This window comes from Williamsia sp. 1135 (genome assembly GCF_002095395.1).
Lineage (GTDB): Bacteria > Actinomycetota > Actinomycetes > Mycobacteriales > Mycobacteriaceae > Williamsia.
Genome location: NZ_MJEI01000107.1, coordinates 197,951 through 220,137, shown reverse-complemented (window position 1 = coordinate 220,137; position 22,187 = coordinate 197,951). Strand labels below are relative to the sequence as shown.

20 protein-coding genes are annotated in these 22,187 nt (G+C 65.7%); 3 read left to right on the top strand and 17 right to left on the bottom strand.

Annotated elements, in window-relative coordinates; genetic code table 11:
- Positions 1-58: 58 nt before the first annotated feature.
- Both BFL43_RS27230 and aspS read right to left on the bottom strand, forming a co-directional pair.
- Positions 59-1,000: a DUF389 domain-containing protein gene (locus BFL43_RS27230; protein WP_084896520.1), complete on the bottom strand. Its 942-nt coding sequence runs from the start codon at positions 998-1,000 to the stop codon at positions 59-61.
- Positions 1,001-1,006: 6 nt separating this feature from the next.
- Positions 1,007-2,833 carry an aspartate--tRNA ligase gene (gene aspS, locus BFL43_RS27225; protein ID WP_084896890.1) on the bottom strand — a complete coding sequence of 609 codons (1,827 nt, stop codon included), beginning with the start codon at positions 2,831-2,833 and terminating at the stop codon, positions 1,007-1,009.
- A gap of 96 nt (positions 2,834-2,929) precedes the next feature.
- On the opposite strand from aspS, the gene BFL43_RS27220 reads away from it, so the two are divergent.
- Both BFL43_RS27220 and BFL43_RS27215 read left to right on the top strand, forming a co-directional pair.
- On the top strand, positions 2,930-3,793 hold the full coding sequence (locus tag BFL43_RS27220) for a neutral zinc metallopeptidase (RefSeq protein WP_084896518.1): 864 nt from the start codon (positions 2,930-2,932) through the stop codon (positions 3,791-3,793).
- A complete protein-coding gene (locus BFL43_RS27215; RefSeq protein WP_084896516.1) occupies positions 3,790-5,424 on the top strand; it encodes a DUF885 domain-containing protein in 1,635 nt (544 codons plus the stop codon). The genes BFL43_RS27220 and BFL43_RS27215 overlap by 4 nt, the downstream gene beginning before the upstream one ends.
- A 163-nt stretch (positions 5,425-5,587) precedes the next feature.
- Here the strand turns inward: BFL43_RS27215 and BFL43_RS27210 are convergent, their stop codons facing one another.
- Genes BFL43_RS27210 through BFL43_RS27200 form a run of 3 tightly spaced genes read right to left on the bottom strand, consistent with a single transcriptional unit; the run spans position 5,588 to position 7,763 of the window.
- Positions 5,588-5,770, bottom strand: a complete 183-nt coding sequence (locus BFL43_RS27210) for a hypothetical protein (protein WP_084896514.1) — start codon at positions 5,768-5,770, stop codon at positions 5,588-5,590.
- A complete protein-coding gene (hisS, locus tag BFL43_RS27205; protein ID WP_084896512.1) occupies positions 5,767-7,041 on the bottom strand; it encodes a histidine--tRNA ligase in 1,275 nt (424 codons plus the stop codon). The genes BFL43_RS27210 and hisS overlap by 4 nt, the downstream gene beginning before the upstream one ends.
- The gene (locus tag BFL43_RS27200) at positions 7,038-7,763 is read right to left on the bottom strand and encodes an MBL fold metallo-hydrolase (RefSeq protein ID WP_084896510.1); all 726 of its coding nucleotides are present in this window, start codon (positions 7,761-7,763) and stop codon (positions 7,038-7,040) included. Before BFL43_RS27200 ends, hisS begins: the two co-directional genes overlap by 4 nt.
- Positions 7,764-7,966: 203 nt before the next feature.
- Here BFL43_RS27200 and BFL43_RS27195 point away from each other — a divergent pair, with 203 nt between their 5' ends.
- Positions 7,967-8,917 (top strand): peptidylprolyl isomerase, encoded by a 951-nt coding sequence (locus BFL43_RS27195; protein ID WP_084896508.1) that lies wholly within the window; start codon positions 7,967-7,969, stop codon positions 8,915-8,917.
- A 24-nt stretch (positions 8,918-8,941) separates the two neighbouring features.
- Here BFL43_RS27195 and BFL43_RS27190 read toward each other — a convergent pair whose 3' ends face one another.
- The 12 genes from BFL43_RS27190 to BFL43_RS29670 form a co-directional block, all read right to left on the bottom strand.
- Positions 8,942-11,317, bottom strand: coding sequence for a RelA/SpoT family protein (locus BFL43_RS27190; RefSeq protein WP_084896506.1), 2,376 nt, complete (start codon positions 11,315-11,317; stop codon positions 8,942-8,944).
- Positions 11,318-11,422: 105 nt separating this feature from the next.
- Positions 11,423-11,983: an adenine phosphoribosyltransferase gene (locus tag BFL43_RS27185; protein WP_084896504.1), complete on the bottom strand. Its 561-nt coding sequence runs from the start codon at positions 11,981-11,983 to the stop codon at positions 11,423-11,425.
- A 73-nt stretch (positions 11,984-12,056) separates the two neighbouring features.
- On the bottom strand, positions 12,057-13,763 hold the full coding sequence (locus BFL43_RS27180) for an ABC transporter substrate-binding protein (protein ID WP_084896502.1): 1,707 nt from the start codon (positions 13,761-13,763) through the stop codon (positions 12,057-12,059).
- Positions 13,764-13,774: 11 nt separating this feature from the next.
- Complete coding sequence (gene secF / locus BFL43_RS27175) at positions 13,775-14,953, bottom strand: protein translocase subunit SecF (protein ID WP_084836811.1); 1,179 nt, start codon at positions 14,951-14,953, stop codon at positions 13,775-13,777.
- A complete protein-coding gene (gene secD / locus BFL43_RS27170) occupies positions 14,946-16,499 on the bottom strand; it encodes a protein translocase subunit SecD (protein WP_206186772.1) in 1,554 nt (517 codons plus the stop codon). The genes secF and secD overlap by 8 nt, the downstream gene beginning before the upstream one ends.
- Positions 16,500-16,666: 167 nt before the next feature.
- Entirely contained in the window at positions 16,667-17,074 is a 408-nt protein-coding gene (gene yajC, locus BFL43_RS27165) for a preprotein translocase subunit YajC (protein ID WP_084896886.1), read from the bottom strand.
- A 101-nt stretch (positions 17,075-17,175) separates the two neighbouring features.
- Positions 17,176-18,360, bottom strand: a complete 1,185-nt coding sequence (ruvB, locus tag BFL43_RS27160) for a Holliday junction branch migration DNA helicase RuvB (RefSeq protein WP_240498517.1) — start codon at positions 18,358-18,360, stop codon at positions 17,176-17,178.
- Positions 18,357-18,953, bottom strand: coding sequence for a Holliday junction branch migration protein RuvA (ruvA, locus tag BFL43_RS27155; protein ID WP_084896500.1), 597 nt, complete (start codon positions 18,951-18,953; stop codon positions 18,357-18,359). Before ruvA ends, ruvB begins: the two co-directional genes overlap by 4 nt.
- Positions 18,950-19,519: a crossover junction endodeoxyribonuclease RuvC gene (gene ruvC / locus BFL43_RS27150; protein WP_084896498.1), complete on the bottom strand. Its 570-nt coding sequence runs from the start codon at positions 19,517-19,519 to the stop codon at positions 18,950-18,952. The genes ruvA and ruvC overlap by 4 nt, the downstream gene beginning before the upstream one ends.
- 302 nt (positions 19,520-19,821) lie before the next feature.
- Positions 19,822-20,580, bottom strand: coding sequence for a YebC/PmpR family DNA-binding transcriptional regulator (locus tag BFL43_RS27145; protein ID WP_084896496.1), 759 nt, complete (start codon positions 20,578-20,580; stop codon positions 19,822-19,824).
- Between the two features lie 126 nt (positions 20,581-20,706).
- Positions 20,707-21,315 (bottom strand): pyridoxal 5'-phosphate synthase glutaminase subunit PdxT, encoded by a 609-nt coding sequence (gene pdxT, locus BFL43_RS27140; RefSeq protein ID WP_240498516.1) that lies wholly within the window; start codon positions 21,313-21,315, stop codon positions 20,707-20,709.
- A complete protein-coding gene (locus tag BFL43_RS29670; RefSeq protein ID WP_240498537.1) occupies positions 21,312-22,163 on the bottom strand; it encodes an acyl-CoA thioesterase II in 852 nt (283 codons plus the stop codon). Before BFL43_RS29670 ends, pdxT begins: the two co-directional genes overlap by 4 nt.
- Between the last annotated feature and the right edge of the window lie 24 nt (positions 22,164-22,187).

Here is a 22,187-nt window from a genome sequence, read left to right as displayed (position 1 = left end):
TCGAGGATCGGCACCGGCCCGGTGAGATCTGCAAACCCGGGTTGTCCAGGTCTGTGCGCTAGTGCTTGGTGTACGCGACCTTGCGGGTCGTGCGGCGGCTGTGGGCCCGGTGGATCAGCAAGACCGCGATCCCGGCGACGACGATGCCGACGAGGTTGATCACCAACTGCGCAGTTGATTCTGCGGCCACCCGCCATTGGCCGAGCGTCGCTGCGACGACCGCATATCCGGCGGCCGGCACAGTGGTGACCGAGATGAACACCCCCACCAGCGCAGCCGATTTCGACGATACGAGCGACAGCATCCCGGCAGCACCCGCCAGCAGCGCGACCACGAGGGAGAAGGGTCCGACCTGATAGATGAAGTCGAGCTGGTCGGCGGTGGTGACGTCCTTCATCGCGATCCAGCCCAGCCGTTCGGCGAGTACAGCTCCCGCACCCGTCACCACCATCGCCAAGGGAAAGCCGACGGCCAGGGCCAGGACCGATCGCCGGGCCAGCGAGAATCTACGCCGCACGATCGCCACCGCGATCCCGGCCAACGGCCCGAACTCAGGTCCGACCACCATGCCGCCGACGACGGTCACCGGCGAATCGGTCACCACCCCGACCGCTGCGAGCAGGCAGGCGAGGCAGAGAAACGCCAGGAACGTGACACTGAGGGTCGCGTCCTCGTTGGTGTGCTCGACCAATTCGTCCCAGACGATCGCGTCAGAGGGACCGCCTGGCGCATCGCGTTCGGCCTGTTCGGCCGCATTCGACAGGACGGTGTCCAACAGTTCGACCACGATGGCGCCATCGGTGGGCAGTTCCAGCGCACGAAGCTGCTTGAGCAGCTCGTTCGCGGCTTCCCGCGTGACGTCCGCCTCTATCAGGTCACCGGGCGGCTCGAGCGCCGCGCCGGGCACCCGCGTCACATGCGTGACACCGAGGCACTCCCGCAATGCTGCGACCACGTCGTCAGACCGCTTGTCCGGACTGATGATCCGCAGATGCAGCACGCCTGATTATGTACCGGTCGTCGCCGCCTCTGCGGACTTTGCCGCAGTTTCTCTCGGCGCCGTTTCTTTCGGGGCTGCAGGCTTGGCGTCGATCCCGGATTCCTTGCGCTGCGCCGGAGTGATCGCTGCCGGCGCGTCGGTCAGCGGATCGACACCGCCACCGGACTTCGGGAAAGCGATCACGTCGCGAATCGACGGCTGGCCGGCGAGCAGGGCAGTGATGCGATCCCAGCCGAACGCGATGCCGCCGTGCGGAGGCGCGCCGAAGGCAAAGGCATCCAACAGGAATCCGAACTTCTCCTGAGCCTCCTCGGTGCTGATGCCCATGATCTTGAAGACCAGCTCCTGGACCTCGCGCTTGTGTATACGAATCGATCCGCCGCCGATCTCGTTGCCGTTGCAGACGATGTCGTATGCGTACGCGAGCGCGGAGCCCGGATCCGACTCGAGCACGTCGAGCGATTCCGGTTTCGGTGACGTGAAGGCGTGGTGAACCGCGGTCCATGCTCCCGACCCCACCGCCACGTCGCCGCTGGCGGTGGCGTCGTCCGCCGGTTCGAAGAGGGGGGCGTCGACGACCCAGGTGAAGGCCCAGTCCCCTTCCTTGATCAGGCCGAGCCGCTGAGCGATCTCCCCGCGGGCGGCACCGAGCAGGGCCCGCTGGGCCTTGGCCGGCCCTGCGGCGAAAAACACACAGTCCCCCGGATTGGCGCCGACGTGAGCAACCAGGCCCGCACGTTCGGCGTCCGAAAGGTTCTTCGCAACGGGACCACCAAGCGAACCATCTTCTTGGACAAGCACATACGCGAGACCCTTGGCTCCCCGCTGCTTGGCCCACTCCTGCCAGGCGTCGAGCTGCCTGCGCGGCTGTCCGGCCCCGCCCGGCATCACCACGGCGCCGACATAGGGCGCCTGAAAGACCCGGAACGGTGTGTCTTTGAAGTAGTCCGCGCACTCGACGAGCTCGAGTCCGAAGCGCAGGTCGGGCTTGTCGCTGCCGAACCGGCGCATCGCGTCGGCGTAGGTGATCCGCGGAATCGGGGTCGTGATGTCGACACCGATCAACTTCCACAGAGCGGTCAGGATCTCTTCGGCCACCTTGATCACGTCGTCCTGCTCGACGAAACTCATCTCGACGTCGAGCTGGGTGAACTCCGGCTGGCGATCGGCACGGAAGTCCTCGTCGCGGTAGCAACGCGCGATCTGGAAGTAGCGCTCCATCCCAGCCACCATCAGCAACTGTTTGAACAACTGCGGGCTCTGCGGCAGCGCATAGAACGTGCCGGGCTGCAGCCGCGCGGGCACCAGGAAGTCGCGGGCGCCTTCCGGCGTCGACCGCGTCAGCGTCGGTGTCTCGATCTCGATGAAGTCGTGATCCAGCAAGACGTTGCGGGCGGCCTGATTGACCTTCGACCGCAGGCGCAGGGCGTTGCCGGGCCCTTCGCGGCGCAGGTCGAGGTAGCGGTATTTGAGCCGGGCCTCTTCACCCGGGTTCTCGTCGAGCTGGAAAGGCAGCGGAGCCGACTCGTTGAGGACGACGAGTTCGGTGGCATTGACCTCGATGTCGCCCGACTCCAGGTTCGCGTTCTCGCTACCGGCCGGGCGCTGTTCGACCAATCCTGTCACCTGGACGCAGTATTCGGCCCGCAACCGGTGCGCCGGCGTCGCGACGGCCTCGTCGCGGAAGACCACCTGCGCGAGCCCGGAGCTGTCGCGCAGGTCGATGAAGATGACCCCGCCGTGGTCGCGTCGGCGCGACACCCAGCCGGTCAACGTCACCGTTTGCCCGGCGTTCTCGGCTCGCAGTGATCCGGCGAAATGGGTGCGCAGCACAGTGTTCCTCTCGAAGCTGACTGAAGTCGTGTCGTGCAACATCCTACGGCGACCACATTCGGCCGAGAACGCCCCTGCTCATGGGATGCTGAGCGCATGACATTCCGAGGTGGCGGACCACTCGACACAAGCAATGTTTCCGGGGGCGGAGGTGGCCGCGGCAAACTCGCCGTCGGTGGCGGTGCCGGGCTCATCATCGTCATCGTCGCCGCACTGTTCGGCTTCGACCCCGGTGTCCTCGGGCTTGGCAGCGATGGTTCGAGTACGACGTCGACGTCACAGGAACAATCGGTGATCGACGAGCAAATCCAGGGGTGCACCATCGAGAAGGCCAACGAGGACACGGTCTGCCGGATCGTCGCGACCACGAACAGCCTCGACGCGGTGTGGGCCGACATCATGCCCGGCTACGAGCCACCGCAGACCAAGATCTTCGAGGGCAACGTCGACACCGCATGCGGGCCCGCCACCTCAGACGTCGGCCCGTTCTATTGCCCCGGTGACCAGACCGCGTACTTCGATCCGGCGTTCTTCGACGTCCTCACAGATCGCCTCGGCGGCGGCGACGGACCCCTGGCGCAGGAGTATGTCGTGGCGCACGAATACGGCCACCACATCGAGTACCTGACCGGTGCACTCCAGAAAGGCCAACGACAGGGCGCGGCCGGACCGACGTCGGGGTCGGTTCGAATCGAACTGCAGGCCGACTGCCTGGCCGGGGTCTGGGCGTTTCATGCGGACAAGGGTCCCGACGCGATGCTCGAGCCGCTGACCCAGCAACAGATCAACGACGTCATCCAGACAGCAAAGGCGATCGGCGACGACGCGATTCAAGGCGACAGCTCCAACCCCGAAGGTTGGACGCACGGGTCGTCCGATCAGCGGGTGCGCTGGTTCAATGTCGGCTACAGCGCGGGTGACCCGGCCTCCTGCGACACCTTCGCGGCGGGCAGCCTGTGACGCGCGCGGCCGGCGGGGTCGATCGCATCGCCGACGGATACCTCGAACGTTCCTGCGCCCTGAACCCCATCGAGGCCACGCACCTCGGGGTGACCGGCCACGATCATCTGCTGACCGACTTCTCCCCTCTGGGTGAGGCCGATCGGGCCACCGCTCGAGGTGATGCCCTCGCAGCGTTGGCAGGTGAGCCGGCAGCAGACGACGTCGATCGCGTGACCGTGGCCACCATGACTGATCAGCTCCGCCGATCGCTCGCCATCGACGACGCGGGTCTGCGTATCGGTGAGGTCAACGTCATCGAATCGCCGCTGCAGTCGGTCCGGGACGTGTTCGATCTGATGCCGACCGGCACCGCCGCCGAGCAGGACGTCTTCCTCGCCAGGCTCACCCAAATCCCGCGCAGCGTCGAATCGATCATCGAGGGCCTGCGTCACCGCCTCGAATCCGGTCCGCCACTCGCCGGCCGCCAGGTCGGCCTCGTCGCCGAGCAGGCCGATACTGCGACCGCGTCGATCTTCAGCAATGCGACCGCTATCGAGGCCACCGATCAGGTCGAACTCCTCGACGACCTGCGCGGCCGGGTGGGCGCCGCGATGACAACACTCGCAGCGGTGTTACGTGACGAGGTGCTCCCCCGCGCCACGGACGCCGACGCCGTCGGCCGAGATCGCTATCAGCTGCATTCGGCCGAGTTCGTCGGAACCGATATCGACGTCGACGATTCGTACGCATGGGGGCTGGATCTTCTCGACTCGATAGTGGCAGAGCAGGAGATGCTTGCCGAGCAGATCGCTCCCGGGGAAGGGGTTTCCGGCGCACTCGCGACACTGAATGCCGATCCGCGCTACCAGATGACCGATCGCGACGCCTTCGTCGCCTGGATGCAGGACCTCTCCGACCGCGCGACCGCCGAAGTCGGGAAGGTGCACTTCGACATCCCGACGGAACTGACCGCGCTCGAGTGCCGGCTCGCGCCGTCTGCGACGGGGATCATCTACTACACGATGCCCAGCGAGAACCTGTCTCGGCCAGGGCGGATGTGGTGGTCGGTTCCTCCGCAGCAGAACGTCTTCCACACGTGGCAGGAGACGACCACCGTCTTCCACGAGGGCGTCCCCGGCCATCACCTGCAACTCGGGTCCGCGATGGTCAGTCCCGAATTGAACCGATGGCGCAAGCTCGCCTCGTTCACCTCCGGCCATGGGGAGGGCTGGGCGCTGTACGCCGAGCGGCTCATGGGCGAGCTCGGCTGGCTCGATGATCCCGGCGACCGCATGGGAATGCTTGATTCTCAACGACTTCGGGCCGCACGAGTCGTGGTCGACATCGGAGTGCACTGTGGTCTACGGGCTCCGGAATCGGTGGGCGGCGGCATCTGGGACGCCGAGAAAGCCTGGGCCTTCCTCACCGCCGCGGTCGCGATGGACCGCACCGTGCTCAGGTTCGAACTCAACCGCTATCTCGGCTGGCCCGGACAGGCGCCGTCCTACGCGCTCGGCCAACGGGTGTGGCAGCAGGCCCGCGACTCGTACGCCCGGACCAATCCGACACACTCGCTCAAGGACTTCCACAGCAAAGCGCTCGCACTGGGCGGCGTCAGCCTCGATGTCCTGAAAGCCGAGCTCGGCTGACCCACCGCCGACCGTGCCTAAACCACCGCCGACCGTGCCCTTGAAACCGCTGACCGGGCCGTTGTTCCAGATGATCGGGCCGTTTCGTCATTCCGACGACACCCAGCGACCCGATCACCGCGTGTAGCGGCACGCTCGGCGACATTTACGGCACGCTCGGCGGTTATTCGGGCGGGTTCTCGGCGACCGGGAACGTCGGGGTATGGGCCTGACTCCCCCAGGTTCGGCCGGTCTGCGGAGCGGGAGCGGGATCACCGCTGACGGTGAACGTGCAGGCCACGGATCCGCCCATGATCACCACACTCAGCGCGAGTGCGGACCACCACAACCGGATCCGGCGGTTCATGTTCCGGACGCCAATCGCGAACTGATGTGCGCCACGACGTCATCGAGCTTGATGCGATGTTGCTCTCCGTTACCGAGATCCTTGACCTCGACCTCACCTGCGTCGATCTCGTTGTCGCCGAGAACCAATGCGAACCGCGCCCCGGATCGGTCGGCGGCTTTCATCGCACCCTTGAGACCGCGCCCGCCATAGGCGATGTCGACGCGAACGCCGGCGGCGCGCAAATGCCCTGCCACCGCTACCAGCTCGCCCTTCGCCGCGTCACCCATCGGCACACCGAAGACCTCGCACCGCGCATCGCTCGCCGCAGCGAGTCCCTCGGCCTCCAACGCCAGCACCGTGCGATCGACACCGAGTCCATAACCGATACCCGACAACTCGAGTTTTCCGCCGAGTTGTTTCATCAATCCGTCGTAGCGACCACCGCCACCGATACCCGACTGCGCCCCGAGCCCGTCATGGACGAACTCGAAGGTCGTCTTGGTGTAGTAATCGAGCCCGCGCACCAACCGCGGGTTCTTCTCGTACGGAACACCGAGGCGATCGAGATGACCGATCACCGCGTCGTAGTGCTCACGCGCGGAATCGGACAAGTAGTCGATCATCAGCGGCGCACCTGCTGTCGCCTCCCGGATGTGGGGACGCTTGTCATCGAGCACCCGCAACGGGTTGATCTCTGCCCGACGTCTGGTGTCCTCATCGAGATCGAGCCCGAAGAGGTACTGCTGCAGCGCTTCTCGGTACTGTGGGCGGCAGGTGTCGTCGCCGAGTGAGGTGATCTCCAACCGGTAGCCCGTCAGGCCCAGGGCCCGAAATCCTTCGTCGGCGATCGCGATCACCTCAGCGTCCAGGGCGGGGTCGTCGATACCGATCGCCTCGACACCGACCTGCTGCAATTGGCGGTAACGCCCGGTCTGCGGCTTCTCGTATCGGAAGAACGGTCCCGCATACGACAGCTTGACCGGCAGTTGTCCACGGTCGAGACCGTGCTGGATGACCGCCCGCATCACACCGGCAGTTCCCTCCGGACGCAGGGTGACCGACCGGTCGCCGCGATCGGCGAAGGTGTACATCTCTTTCGACACCACATCGGTGGACTCCCCGACACCGCGGGCGAACAGCGCGGTGTCCTCGAAGATCGGCAATTCGACGTGGGAGTAGCCGGCCAGCCGTGCTGCCCGCGACAACGTGTCCCTGACGGCCACGAACTGCGCGGACTGCGGTGGGAGGTAGTCGGGAATCCCCCGCGGAGCCTGAAATCCGGCATTCACAGTCCGTGACGTCCCTTCTGACGTTCATTTGTCGTCCCATCCTGCCCGGCACCGGGCAGATCGACCAAAAACGGATTGGAGGCACGCTCCTGGCCGATGCTCGTCTGTTCACCGTGACCGGGTAGCACCACGGTCTCGTCGGGAAGTGGCAGCATCCGCTCGGCAATCGAATCGAGCAGTTGCTGATGGTCGCCTCCCGGCAGGTCGGTACGACCTATCGATCCCGCGAATAGGACGTCGCCGGAGAAGCACACGGGTACCTGCCCATCTGGGGTGTCGACGGCGATTCCGAACAGCACCGACCCCTGCGTGTGGCCAGGAGCGAGATCCACCGAGAACTTGAGTCCGGCGACCTCGAGATCTTCGCGGTCGACAAGGTCGATCACCTTGTCAGGCTCCCGGAACACGGTGTCGCCGATCATCGCACCGAGCGCTCGGCCGATCCCCGCCGCCGGGTCGGCGAGCATGTGTCTGTCAGCCGGATGGATGAACGCCGGTATCCCGTATTCGTCGCACAACTCGGTGGCATTCCAGGTGTGGTCGAGGTGCCCGTGGGTGAGCAGCACGGCCACCGGGTTCAGCTCATGTTCCGCGAGCAGCTTGCGAACACCCGGGGCCGCATCTTGACCTGGATCGATGATGATCGCATCGGAACCGGGGTGTTGCGCCACCACATAGCAGTTGGTGGCGAACATGCCCGCGGGAAAGCCCGTGATCAGCATGGTCAGTACTCCTGGGTCGGGGAACGTGTAGGACCATCATCCCAGCGACGGCAAACCGCCTGGGCCCCGGCCGGGGCAGTGGTCCACGGCGCGCCAGCGTCCCACTCATATAACGTGCTCTCAGCAACTGCTGGCAGACTCGCACCGGTGCCCCGGCCCCGGGGCGGTGCATTACACGACGACTTTGACGGAGGATCTCTGCAGTGTCGAGCAACGAGCAACGACGGCAGGCGGCGAAACGCAAGCTGGAGAAGCGGTTGGAGCGGCAGCAGCAGGCCGCGCGCAAGCGCAAGATCATCATCATCTCGACCTCGGTGGTGCTGGTCGTGGCCGTCGCCGCGGTGGCCACGACGCTCATCGTGAAAAAGGTCGCCGACGACAACGAGAAGGCCCGCTGGACAGCCTGCAGCTTCGTCGACGACCCGACCGACCCGTTCGCGGGCCTGCCGGACACCGTTCCGGCCGAGGTGCCGGCAGATCAGCAGCCGAAGTTCCAGCAGTTCCTCGATGAGCTCAAAGCCGGTGCGCCCAACCAGCGCAAAGCGCCCATCCCCGGGGACAAGCAGCTCAAAGAAGGCACCGTCGACGCCGTCTTCGCGACGAGCCAAGGCGACATCCCGGTGCAATTGAACCGGAAGGACGCACCCTGCAACGTCGGCGCGTTCGAAGGGCTCATCAAAGAGAACTATTTCAATGACACCTCCTGCCACCGGCTGACCAACGATCAGCTCAAGGTGCTGCAGTGCGGCGACCCGACGGCAACAGGTCGCGGCGGTCCCGGTTGGCAGAGTCCCGACGAGCCGCCGACCGGTTTCGCGCCTGCCGGTGAGCCCGACCCGACGTCCGGCGCGCAGCCGGTGACCTATCCACGCGGGACCATCGCGGTCGCCAACAGCGGCAAGAACCAGGAAACCGGAGCAGGTACCGGTGGCAGCCAGTTCTTCATGGTGATCCAGGACGGCGTCCTGCCGGCGGACTACACCGTCATCGGCAAGGTCGAAGAGCCCGGACTGCAGGTCCTGGACAAGGTGCTCGCGGGTGGCATCACGCCGGGGCTGCGTCCGAACCAGCAGACCGGATCACTCGACGAGAATCCCACCGACGGCAAACCTGTTCTGCCGGTGGAGATCACCACCGCCACCATCACGAACTGACCGAGCGCCTCGGCCGCCTGGAGACTAGGCGGCCGAGGTGACGCGGTAGACGTCGTAGACGCCTTCGACGTTGCGCACCACGTTCAGCACATGACCGAGGTGTTTGGGGTCGCCCATCTCGAAGGTGAACTTGCTGATCGCCACGCGGTCGCGACTGGTGGTCACCGAGGCCGACAAGATGTTGACGCGCTCGTCGGCGAGCACCCTGGTGACGTCTGAGAGCAGGCGCGAACGGTCGAGCGCCTCGACCTGGATGGCCACGAGGAACACCGAGGACGGAGATGGCGCCCACTTCACCTCGATGAGACGTTCGGACTGTTCCCGTAGCGCGCTGGCGTTGGTGCAGTCGGTGCGGTGCACGCTCACACCGCCTCCGCGGGTGACGAAACCCATGATCTCGTCGCCGGGTACCGGGGTGCAGCACTTGGCCAGCTTCGCCAGCACGCCCTCGGCACCGGGAATCACGACGCCCGCATCGCCGGTCTGTCGTGCAGGCGATGGCATCGTCGACGGCGTCGACCGCTCGGCGAGTTCCTCCTCGGCGTCCTCGAGCCCGCCGAGTTGGGCCACCAGCCTGCTGACGACGTGGCGTGCCGACACGTGGCCCTCACCGACCGCGGTGTAGAGCGCGGAAACATCCACGAACCTCAGTTCGTTCGCGATGGCGCCCATCGAATCGCTGTTGAGCAACCGCTGGATCGGAAGCCCGCCCCTGCGAACCTCTTTGGCGATCGCATCCTTGCCACTCTCGAGGGCTTCCTCGCGACGCTCCTTTGCGAACCACTGCCTGATCTTCGCCTTGGCGCGCGGACTGACCACGAAGGTCGCCCAGTCTCGGGAAGGCCCTGCCGTGGCCGCCTTGGAGGTGAAAACCTCCACGACTTCGCCGTTTTCGAGGGTGCGTTCGAGGGCCACGAGACGCCCGTTGACCCGGGCGCCGATGCATCGGTGCCCGACCTCGGTGTGTACTGCGTAGGCGAAGTCCACGGGTGTCGACCCCGTCGGCAGCGTGATCACGTCACCCTTCGGGGTGAACACAAAGATTTCCTTGACCGCGAGGTCGTAGCGCAGCGACTCCAGGAACTCGCCGGGATCGGCTGCCTCCCTTTGCCAGTCGAGTAGTTGCCGCATCCAGGCCATGTCGTCGATCTCAGCCGCATCAGAGGAATGCTTGTCTGAGTTCTTTCCTCGGGTCTCCTTGTACCGCCAGTGCGCAGCGATACCGAACTCGGCGGTCCGGTGCATGTCGCGCGTACGGATCTGAACCTCGAGCGGCTTGCCCTCGGGTCCGATGACAGTGGTGTGCAGGGACTGATAGACGCCGAACCGCGGCTGGGCAATGTAGTCCTTGAACCGGCCCGCCATCGGCTGCCAGAGCGAATGGACTACGCCCACAGCGGCATAGCAGTCACGCAGGTCGTCGCAGAGGATACGCATGCCGACGAGGTCGTGGATGTCGTCGAACTCGCGTCCCTTGACGATCATCTTCTGGTAGATCGACCAGTAGTGTTTCGGCCTGCCCTCCACCGTCGCATCGATCCGGGAACCGGTGAGCGCGTTGACGATATCGGCGCGCACCCGAGCCAGGTACGTGTCGCGCGAGGGCGCCCGGTCGGCGACCAGACGGACGATCTCTTCGTATCGTTTCGGATGCAGGATGGCGAACGCGAGGTCTTCGAGCTCCCATTTGACCGTCGCCATACCGAGCCGGTGCGCCAGCGGTGCGATGACCTCGAGGGTTTCGCGCGCCTTGCGCGCTTGCTTCTCGGGCGGGAGGAACCGCATGGTCCGCATGTTGTGCAGACGGTCGGCGACCTTGATCACCAGCACCCGCGGGTCTCGCGCCATCGCGATGATCATCTTGCGGATGGTCTCGGCCTCTGCGGCGTTCCCGAGCGCGACCTTGTCGAGCTTGGTGACACCGTCGACCAGATGCGCGACCTCCTGCCCGAAATCCTCGGACAGCGCCTCGAGGGAGTAACCGGTGTCCTCGACGGTGTCGTGCAGCAGCGCTGCGACCAGCGTGGTGGTGTCCATACCGAGATCGGCAAGAATCGTCGCCACGGCCAGCGGATGGGTGATGTACGGATCGCCGGATTTACGGAACTGCCCGCTGTGCTTCGACTCGGCGGTGTCGTAGGCACGCTGCAGTACAGTGACGTCCGCCTTCGGATAGCCGTCACGATGCAGGGCCACAAGCGGTTCGAGAACCGGCCGGATCGAACTCTTGGTCGCAGTCATACGCCGCGCCAGGCGGGCCCGCACCCGGCGGGAGGCCGATGTCGGGACAGAACCGGTGGCGCTCTTGGCGGGCTCATCCACCGCCGGTGGAGTCGATCCGGCGTCGCTCAGCTGGCCACCTGAGGTCTGCGTGAGAGCTCCGTGAGTCTCTTCTGCCATCTCACCACCTCCTGATGTACATCTCGCCTACCGTCCTGTCCGAAACCGCGGGAGATATCGATCAACCCTAGTCGCCCGATCTCTTGCCCTCGTGATGACTCCGGGCTATCCCGGAGCGAGCGCCGAGACCTCGATGTCGCCGCAGGCCGTCTCGATCGCGGCGCGTCCACCGAGTCCGTCCAGTTCCATCACCACCGCGACCGCGACGGGCACCGCACCCGCCTGCCGCAGCAGCTTCACCGCGGCGATGACCGTCCCGCCGGTCGCCAGGACATCGTCGACCACCAGGACCCGGACGCCCGTGAGGTCCAGTCCGTCCGCGGGAATCTCCAGACAAGCCGTTCCGTATTCAAGGGTGTACGCCTCGGTGAACACCGGAGGCGGCAGCTTTCCGGCCTTGCGAACCGCCAGGACCCCGGTACCCAGGTGCAGGGCCACACCCGAACCCAACAGGAATCCGCGGGCGTCGATTCCCGCCACGAGGTCGACGTCGCTGTCCGCGAATCCGCCCAGACCGGCGATCACCGCGCGCAGACCGGCAGCGTCGGCGAGAACCGGCGAGAGGTCCTTGAATTGGATTCCGGGAGCGGGAAAGTCGGCCACCTTCCGGGTCAGGCGCTCAATGGCGGACAGCGCCTCGCGGCTGGTCTGTGTCTGGGCGTTCATCGCCTTGTCCTCACGGTGTGGTCGGTCGGTCGGTCGTGTTGCGGAGCCGTGCCGGTCTGCGATGTCCAGTCGTTCATGGCGTGCTCACCATCCAGCGGTCGATGTTCCAACCGGTCCCCGACCGTGACAGTCCTGACACGACATGTACGACATTGTCCCCCGCGCGCCGGGTTCGAGGCGAGGTGAACAACGGTAGCGCCGGCATGTCTCGCCACAGCAGGCTTTCGATCTCGCGCACCAGTGGAAGTCGGTCCGCAGCGGGAACCGTCACCGCGAGTTGGTCGATCAACGCAGAGACCCTGGCATTCTGGTACCCACCGATGTTGCTGGGGTCCCCGCCGTGGAACGCGTAGGTGTCCCGGGTCGGATCAGCGGCACCTGTCGCTGCGAACCCGTTGCCGGACGCCGTGATCAGTGCGTCTGCCTCCCCACCCAGGCTTGCCGGACCGATCGAGTCGGACGCGACGTCGGTGACGGTGATGCCCGCCCCCTGACAGCTCGCTGCCATCGCCGCGACCATCTGCGCTCGTCGGCTGTCTGGAGCGAGGTATCCGACCCGGATCGTCAGAGCTCCGTCGCCGCGGCGCGCATCACGCGCCTCGTTTCCCGCACGCACCGGATCGGCCCGGAGATAGTCGCGCCCGAACTCTGCATCGATGGTGCCCGTCAGCAGTTCGTCGGGTCCGAGGATGTGGTTGTTGCTGACCGGCGCGCCCCGACCGAACTCGCGGGCCAGACCATCACGGGGTATGCAGGCCGCGAATGCCCGCCGCATTGCAGGATTGGCCAGGACACCCGACCCGGCCATCACGAGCCGCTCGACCCCGAGTGACGACATCGGGGCGAGACCGGCTGTAGGTGCAGTCGGGACACTTTGTGCGCCACGCGGCACCGGGTCGACGCCGTAGGTGCCGGCCGCGATGTCGAGGACGTCGACGGTGTTCGTACCTTCTCCCTCGGACAGATCTTCGGCCAGCGCCGAATGCCGTGGCCACAGGATGATCCGGCGATCGCCGGCGGGCTGGCCCCACCATCGGTCGTTCGCGCGGAGAACAAGACCGCCGTTGTCGGTGTACTCGTCCACCCGCAGCGGGCCGAGCGACGGGTAGCCCTCCGGGTCGAACTCTCCTGGGACCATCGTCCATCCGGTGCTCCAGATCCTGGCGATGTCAGCAAGCACACGCCGGTCGGTCCTGCTGATCGGGCCGACGACGTCCGCGATACCGGCGCCCCGGGTGACCACCTGGGGTGGCAACAGCGTTCCTGGCCCGAACAGCGCTCGCCAGTCGCGGTATGAACGCCCGCGCTTGAACGTCACCGTTGCCGTCTTGGCGCCGGGCCGGCAATCGACCCGTTCGACGTCGCGATAGCCGGCCGTGCTGATCACGTCGAAGCCCTCGAACCGGCCGCTGTGGGCCGCCCACGCCAGCACCAGCGCATCGCAGGTCAGCGGGACACCATCCGAGTACACCGCACGCGGGTTGATGTCATATCGGATCGTGAGAGCGCCCGACTCCGCGGGTTCGACGGCGGTGGCACCGATGTCGGTGTCGGCGATGACCCGGCCGTCCGGGCCGAGATAGCTGAACCCGGGCAGCACCCTCGACAGGGCCATCCCCGCTCCGCCGGTCGAGCCGGACAGCGTTTCGGTGTTGTAGGTGGTCACGGTCCCGTCGACCACATAGTTGATCGTTGGTTCGGCGGGCTCCGAACAGGCCACGAGCAGACTCCCGACCGACACCGCCGCCAGCGCGGCACCGATGATCGCGCGGGTGTCCATGACCCGTGAGGCTAGCGCTTGCGCCTGCGTTTACCGGAGGGGCGCGCCCCAGGTTGCGGCGAGGCTGCCGTGCGACGGGTCGCGGGCGCCGATTTGGTGAGGGTTGTCGTGGAGCCCGTGCCTGCCGTCTCGGTCGCGGCTGTAGCAGTGCCGCGCGTGTCCCGCTCGGCGCGCTTGGCCAACACCTTGCGGGTGTGCGAACCGATGTCCCGACGACGTTCTTTGAGCGTCACCAGCAACGGCGTGGCAAAGAAGATCGAGGAATACGTACCCGTGATGACACCGACCATCTGCACCAGGCCGAGGTCCTTGAGCGTCCCGACGCCGAGCAGCCAGACCGCGATCACCATCAACGCGAGCACCGGGAGTACGGAGATCACCGTGGTGTTGATCGACCGCATGAGGGTCTGGTTGATCGCAAGGTTCGCCTGCTCCGCGTAGGTTCGTCTGCTCGTGTGCAGCACGCCGCGTACGTTCTCTTCGACCTTGTCGAAAACGACCACGGTGTCGTAGAGCGAGAATCCCAGGATGGCGAGGAAGCCGATGACGGTGGCCGGGGTCACCTCGAATCCCACCAGTGAATAAATACCCGCCGTGGTGGCGATGTCGAAGAACAGTGCCGCCATGGCAGACAGCGCCATCTCCCTGTCAAAGCGGATCGCAATGTAGATCGTCACGATGACGAGGAACACCAACAGCGCGATGAGCGCCTTCTCGGTGATCTCACCGCCCCAGGTGGAACTGACATCCGACGAACTGACGTCATTCGGGGCGATCTGGAACTCCTCGGCGATCGCATTGGTGATCGTCACCAGTTGCGCGGCATTGAGGGTCTCGGTGCGGATCTGCACGGTCTGGCTTCCGCCCGACCCCGCTGTCTGTACCGTCTGCGGATCTTCCCCGAGCGCGTTCGAGTAGGTGTCCTCGACCTGGCTGGTCGACACCTCGCCGGTCTTCGGGAACGAGATCTGCGTGCCGCCCTCGAACTCGATCCCGAGCGTGAAACCACGGAATCCGATGCTCGCGAGCGAGATCACCACCATCGCGGCAGTGATCATGAACCACATCCGGCGGCGGCCGACGATCTCGAACGCTCCGGTGCCGGTGTACAGCCGCGAGAGGATCGAGCGGTTCTTGGCAGACACGAAGTTCGCGTCACTGGTTGGTGCCAGGCGATCTGCTTCAGCCATTGGGCTCTCCTCCCGAGGTCGGATCAGTGGACGGACCCGGACTGGTGGTGACAGACGTACGCTCGTCGGCGGCCTGACGGCGTTCGCGCGCGACCTCTGTCACCGCGCCGAGCCCGTTGACGTTCGGTTTGGACAGGAACTTCGACCGTGAGGCGTAAACCACCAGCGGGTGGGTGACCATGAAGACCACCGCGATGTCGAGGATGGTGGTGAGGCCGAGTGTGAACGCGAACCCGCGCACGTCGCCTATCGCCAGGAAGTACAGGACGGCGGCCGAGATCAAACTGACCATGTTGCCCGACCAGATGGTTCGTTTGGCCCGGGCCCAGCCGCGGGGCACCGCCGACCGGAAACTCCGGCCCTCGCGCATCTCGTCCTTGATTCGCTCGAAGTAGACGACAAAAGAGTCGGCCGTCATACCGATACCGATGACGAGACCGGCGATTCCAGCGAGGTCGAGCGTGAAGTTGATGTAGCGGCCGAGCAGCACCATGATCCCGTAGACCATGATCCCGGAAGCCACCAGCGACAGGATCGTGAGAATTCCCAGCATCCGGTAGTACGCCAGTGCATAGATGAAGACCGCGATGAGTCCGATCAGACCCGCGATCAAACCTGCCTGCAGCGACGCCCACCCCAAGGTGGCCGAGACCGTCTCTGCGTCAGAAGCCTCGAACGACAACGGAAGCGAGCCGTACTTGAGGACGTTGGCCAAGTCCTTGGCCTCAGTCTGGGTGAAATCGCCACTGACCTCGGTGGTGCCGTTGATGGCACCGTTGATCTGAGGTGCACTCACCACCTTGGAGTCGAGGGTGAAAGCGGTTGCCTTGCCGATGTTCTGGGCCGTATAGCTCGACCAGCGCTCGCTCGCACCGCCCTTGTAGTCGAGACGGACGATCCAGGCACCTGCGCCCTGCGTGGTGCCGGCTTCTGCCTCGGCGATATCGCTACCGCGGAGGATCTGCGGCTCGAGAAGATAGACCTGGGTGCCGTCCTCGGAACAGGTCACCAGGTATTCGTCCGGGTTGTCGTTGCCCTGCAACGGATCCGGCGCCGCCGGGTCGCAGTTCATCTTCGCCATCTGTGCGGTCAACGCGTCGAGATTGGCGTCCTTCGGAGCCTGCCGAAGCGCCTTCGCCTCGGCGATGGCCTCTTCTGCGGTCTGGCCCGCAGGCGGGGGTGGAGCGTTGGGCTGAGGAGTCGCCGGTTGCACGGTCGCAACCGGGCGTACGTAGAGGAGTGCGGTCTGACCGAGTGTCCGGGCCTGTTTGCCGTCGTCACCGGGCACGGTGATCACGAGGTTGTCGCCGTCGATGATCACCTCGGACCCCGAGACCCCGAGACCGTTGACACGGTTCTCGATGATCTGCTTGGCCTTGTCGAGCTGATCCCGGCTCGGCGCATTCCCGTCGGGCGTGCGCGCGGTCAGAGTGACCCGGGTCCCGCCCTGCAGGTCGATACCGAGTTTCGGGGTCGGATCCTTGCTACCGGTGAAGAACACCAGTCCATACGTAACGACCATCAGTAAGAAAAAGACGATCAACATCCGTAAGGGCGGTACCTCACGGTTCGACGACGATGCCACGCTGCCTACGTCTCCTCATTTTGCTCAACTAACCCCGTACGCACCGCAGGGGCGCCTGCCACGGTACGTGCCGCGGCTACGAGCATGCCGCGGCACCACACGTGTGGCGCCCCTGTGACGAGTTGGTCTTACGCTTTGTCTTGGTCTCCGCGCGACTTGTCGAGACTGATGTGGTCATCATTCTCGGTCAGGGCGTCGAGGTCCTCATCATCGTCGTGGATGCCGTTGGCCTCGAAGTCCGGGTCGATCAACCCGACGCCGGGGTAGCTGTCGGCCAGGTCGTCGGCGTGGACGACCTCACGGATGGCGAGCCGGTTCCAGCGGGTGACGACCCCGTCGGCGATCTCCAGGTCGACGGTGCCGTCTGCCAGGCCGGCGATGGTCCCGTACATTCCGGACGTCGTCTGGATACGGGCACCGATCTGCAGGGTCTCCTGCATCTCCTTGGCCTCCGCGGCCGCCTTCTTCTGGCGACGCACGGACAGGAACATGATGCCGACCAGGAAGACCAGCAGGATAGGGAATATCAATTCCATGATGGTGTGTTCAATCCTCGATTGTGTGTTCGTGGTCACGAGCAGCGCCCGCAATCACAACCAGTGTGCCATCCCCGCGCCGCAGCGCCCGAATTCGAGTCTCAGATCTCTTGGTCGTCCGAGTCGAAGAGCGAGATCATCCCGGCGCCCTCGTCGCGCGCACGGACCCCGAACGCCGCGTTGAGGGCTCCCGCCGGCGGCGTGAGACCCAGGTGATGCCATGCGGCCGCAGTGGCCACCCGCCCACGGGGTGTGCGGGCGATCATCCCGGCACGTACGAGGAATGGCTCACAGACCTCTTCGACCGTGGCCGGTTCCTCGCCTACCGCGACCGCCAGCGTCGAGACGCCGACCGGGCCGCCACCGAAGCCCCGGACCAACGCGGCCAGGACGGCTCGGTCCAGCCGGTCGAATCCGAGCTCATCGACGTCATAGACCGCCAGTGCCGCCCGGGCGATCGGTAAGGTCACGAGGCCATCGGCCCGCACCTCGGCGTAGTCGCGCACGCGGCGCAGCAGTCGGTTGGCGATACGCGGCGTACCGCGAGATCGGGATGCGATCTCGGCACCGGCGTCGGCTTGCATGGTGATGCCGAGGATTCCGGCGGAGCGGGTCAGGACCCGCTCCAGCTCCCCCGTGTCGTAGAACTCCATGTGCGCGGTGAAGCCGAAGCGATCACGGAGTGGGCCGGTGAGCGCACCAGATCTCGTGGTCGCGCCGACCAGCGTGAACGGCGCGACGTCGAGGGGTATCGAGGTGGCACCCGGTCCTTTCCCGACCACCACATCGACGCGGAAGTCCTCCATCGCCAGATAGAGCATTTCCTCGGCAGGGCGCGCGATGCGGTGGATCTCGTCGATGAACAACACATCACCTTCGACGAGGTTCGACAGCATCGCGGCGAGATCCCCCGCGCGTTCGAGTGCCGGGCCGGACGTGACCCGCAGGGCGGCGCCCATCTCCCCCGCGATGATCATCGCCAACGAGGTCTTGCCGAGGCCGGGAGGCCCCGAAAGCAAGATGTGATCGGGCGTGCCACCACGGCCACGGGCGGCCTGCAGCACGAGGTCCAACTGCTCGCAGACCCGGGGCTGGCCGATGAACTCGCCGAGCGATTTGGGCCGCAGGCTGTTGTCGAGATCGCCGTCACCACCGATACGACCGGCGTTGACCGTCCTGTTGGCGCCATCGGTACCGGCCGCCCTGTCCGGATCGAACGCGGCGTCAGGACCGAACGCTCCGTCCCGGCCGACCCCGCCGTCGGGGTCGAAGGTGTCGCCGGTCATGTGGATCTACCCAGCGATGCCAGGCCGGCACGTAGCACGGTCGCCGAATCGGCGCCCGGTTGATCTGCCAGTACGGCGATGACGGTCTTCTCGGCAACCGGGGCTGCGAAACCCAGCCCGACGAGGGCCTCGATGACCTGATCACGTACCGAGGAGCTCCCGGGCCCGGCCGCCGTTCCGGTGGCGGAATGCGGACGGTCGACTTTGTCGCGCAGTTCCACGACGAGACGCTCGGCGACTCTTTTCCCGATCCCGGGAACGCCCATGAGCGCCTTGGTGTCCTCACCTGCCAGCGCGTGCCGCAAAGCGTCGGGCTCGAGAACCGCCAGGGTGGCCATCGCGAGTCGCGGACCGACGCCGGTCACGGTCTGCAGCAGCGTGAACAGGGAGCGTGCGTCGGGCTCGGTGAACCCGTACAGGGTCATCGAGTCCTCGCGGACGATCATGGTCGTCAGCAAGGTCGCCTCGGCGCCCCGGTGCACGGATCCTGCGGTGGTCGGAGTCACGAGAACGCGATAACCGACTCCGGCGCAGTCGATCACGACGTGGTCGAGTGCTACATCCATAACCGGGCCACGTACCGAGGAGATCACCGCTGTACCGCCTTCTTCGCCTGGGCGACCCGCTCTCGATACGCCTTCTGCTGTGCCACTGCCTGCGCCTGGGCCTGTGCCATCCGCTCGGCCACGGGGCCCCGCCAGCAATGACATATCGCCAGCGCCAGGGCGTCGGCGGCATCCGCCGGTTTGGGTGCCTGCTGCATTCCCAGGATTCGGGTCACCATAGCGGTGACCTGGGCTTTGTCGGCCCGACCACTGCCGGTGACTGCTGCCTTCACCTCGCTGGGGGTGTGAAATCGAACAGGGATGTCGCGTTTGGCGGCTGCCAGCGCGACCACACCGCCGGCCTGCGCGGTGCCCATCGCGGTACTGACCTGGTGTTGGGCGAAGACCCGTTCGATCGCCACCACGTCGGGACTGTGGATCTCGATCCAGTGCTCAGCGGCGTTGTAGATCGCGAGCAACCGGTTCTCGAGGGCCATCTCCGGCGGCGTCCGCACGACGTCGACGTCCAGGGCGGTGACCGCGCGGCCCGTACCCGATTCGACCAGCGCGATGCCGCATCTGGTCAGCCCTGGGTCCACACCCATCACCCGCATGAACGCCCCTCAAGTCGGACCACAAAACACGAACAGTTGTTCGATATTCTAGAGGGAAGCAGGACAGCAACGGCTCACCGACACACCGCGGCCTTCTCGCGGTCGGAACGACGCGCGACTGACACCGCTCGCGTGCGGCCCCGCGTGCTCTGGACGGAGGAGCGAGGGAGCGCAGCGACCGAGTCGACGGAGGAAGAGCACGCGATTAAGGGCCGCACGCCCCGCGCAGCGAAGCGGAGCGAAATGACACAGCGGCGACACAAGCGCACACTCCCGGCCCGACCCGGCGGGGCCAGCAGCCCCTAGTCCTCTTCCTCCAACTCAGCCAATACCTCATCGCTGATATCGACATTCGAATACACGTCTTGGACGTCGTCGGAGTCCTCGAGCGCGTCGATCAGGCGGAACACCTTGCGGGCACCGTCGGCGTCGACGGGTACTTCGACAGACGCCCGGAAGCTCGCCTCGGCGGACTCGTAATCGATACCGGCCTCTTGAAGCGCGGACCGGACGGCGACGAGATCGGTTGGCTCACTGACGATCTCGAAGGTGTCGCCCAGGTCTGTGATCTCCTCTGCACCTGCCTCGAGCACGGCCATCAGCACATCGTCCTCGGTCTGGCCTGCTTTTTCCAGGGTCACCACACCCTTGCGGTGGAACAGGTACGAGACCGAACCGGGGTCTGCCATGTTGCCCCCGTTGCGGCTCATCGCGGTGCGCACCTCGGTGGCAGCGCGGTTCCTGTTGTCGGTGAGGCATTCGATGAGGATCGCGACACCGTTGGGGCCATAGCCTTCGTACGTGATGTTCTGCCAGTCGGCGCCACCGGCCTCTTCGCCGCCGCCGCGCTTGCGGGCTCGCTCGATGTTGTCGTTGGGGACCGACGACTTCTTTGCCTTCTGGATGGCGTCGAACAACGTCGGGTTGCCACTCGGGTCACCGCCGCCGGTACGCGCTGCAACCTCGATGTTCTTCACGAGCTTGGCAAACATCTTGCCGCGCTTGGCATCAACCACCGCCTTCTTGTGCTTGGTGGTGGCCCATTTGGAGTGGCCGCTCATTGGCGCAAGCCCCTTTCATGATGCCCGGCGAAGGCATGCGGTCGATTCGTGGTCGGTGGCGGGTCTTTGAACTGCGGACCGATCCTACTCCCGCGCCGCGGTGCCCAGATGCAGGCTCGGAGGGTTTCACCGTGCCGAGCGCGCCATCTCGACGAAATACTCGTGGACGCGACGATCCCCGGTGACCTCGGGATGAAACGACGTGGCCAGGACGACGCCTTGGCGGACCGCGACGATCCGGCCCTCCGCGGGCCCTTCCGGTACGACCCCCAGAACATCTACAGCCTCCCCGGTCGACTCGACCCAGGGTGCTCTGATGAAGACGGCACGCATCGGGCCCCCCGCGATGCCGTCGAGTTCCAGGTCCGTCTCGAAGGAAGCGACCTGCCGACCGAAAGCGTTGCGCCGCACCGTGATGTCCAAGGCGTCGAGGTGATGCGCGTCTGGCCTGGTGTCGAGGATGTCGGTCGCCAGCATGATCATCCCGGCACATGATCCGTAGGCGGGCAGGCCACCGGCGAGGGCAGCGCGCAGAGGGTCCAGGAGATCGAGCAGGACGAGCAACCGGCTCATCGTCGTCGACTCTCCACCCGGGATTATGATCCCGTCGATCGATGCGAGTTCCGCGGGTCGACGCACAGAGACAGACTCCACCCCGATGGCGGAGAGCGCGGCGTGGTGTTCGCGGACGTCGCCTTGCAGCGCGAGGACACCGATCCGCAGCGTGGCGCTCAACTCTCCCGCTTGGCGTGCTGATCCTTGGGGACCTCGCGTCCGGTGCGGGTCAGCCCCTCCTGGGTCACCGCCGCCACCATCACACCGCGGTGGTCGTAGATCCTGCCCTGGGTCAGTGCGCGACCGCCACCGGCCGACGGCGACGTCTGGTCGTAGAGGAGCCATTCGTCGGCCCGGAACGGGCGCATGAACCACATCGCATGATCGAGCGATGCGAACTGCGCGTCCTCGTCGGGGTGTGCGACCTTGGCCGAACCGAGCAGAGTCATATCGCTCATGTACGCGAGCGTGCAGACGTGAAAGACCTGGTCGTCGGGCAGCGGGTTGCGGTAGCGGAACCAGACCTGCTGCTGGGACGCGAGATCCCGGCTCCCGATCAACTGGTCACGAGGCACAATTCGGACGTCGAAGTTCTCCCACTCGCGATACGGGGCCGTGAGATCCGCGTCCTCGGAATCGAGGATGTCGGGCAGTTCTTCGGGGCGGGGCACGCGGGGCATGCTGTCCTGATGCTCGTACCCCTGATCCTCGACGTGGAACGAGGCCGACATCGTGAAGATCGCCAGTCCGTCCTGAATCGCGGTGACGCGGCGCGTGCAGAACGAGCGACCGTCCCGCACCCGATCGACGAGGTAGACCGTCGGTTCTTTGGGGTTGCCCCCACGCAGAAAGTATCCGTGCAGGGAGTGCACCCGGAACCTGTCCTCGACGGTGCGGGTCGCCGACACCAGCGACTGGCCGGCAACCTGGCCGCCGAACGTCCGCTGCAGAAAACTCGGATGTACGCGTCCTCGGTAGATGTCCTTCTCGATCGCCTCGAGTTGCAGGATCTCCTCGATCATCGCCATGGCCATGTGACCCCTTTCCGACAA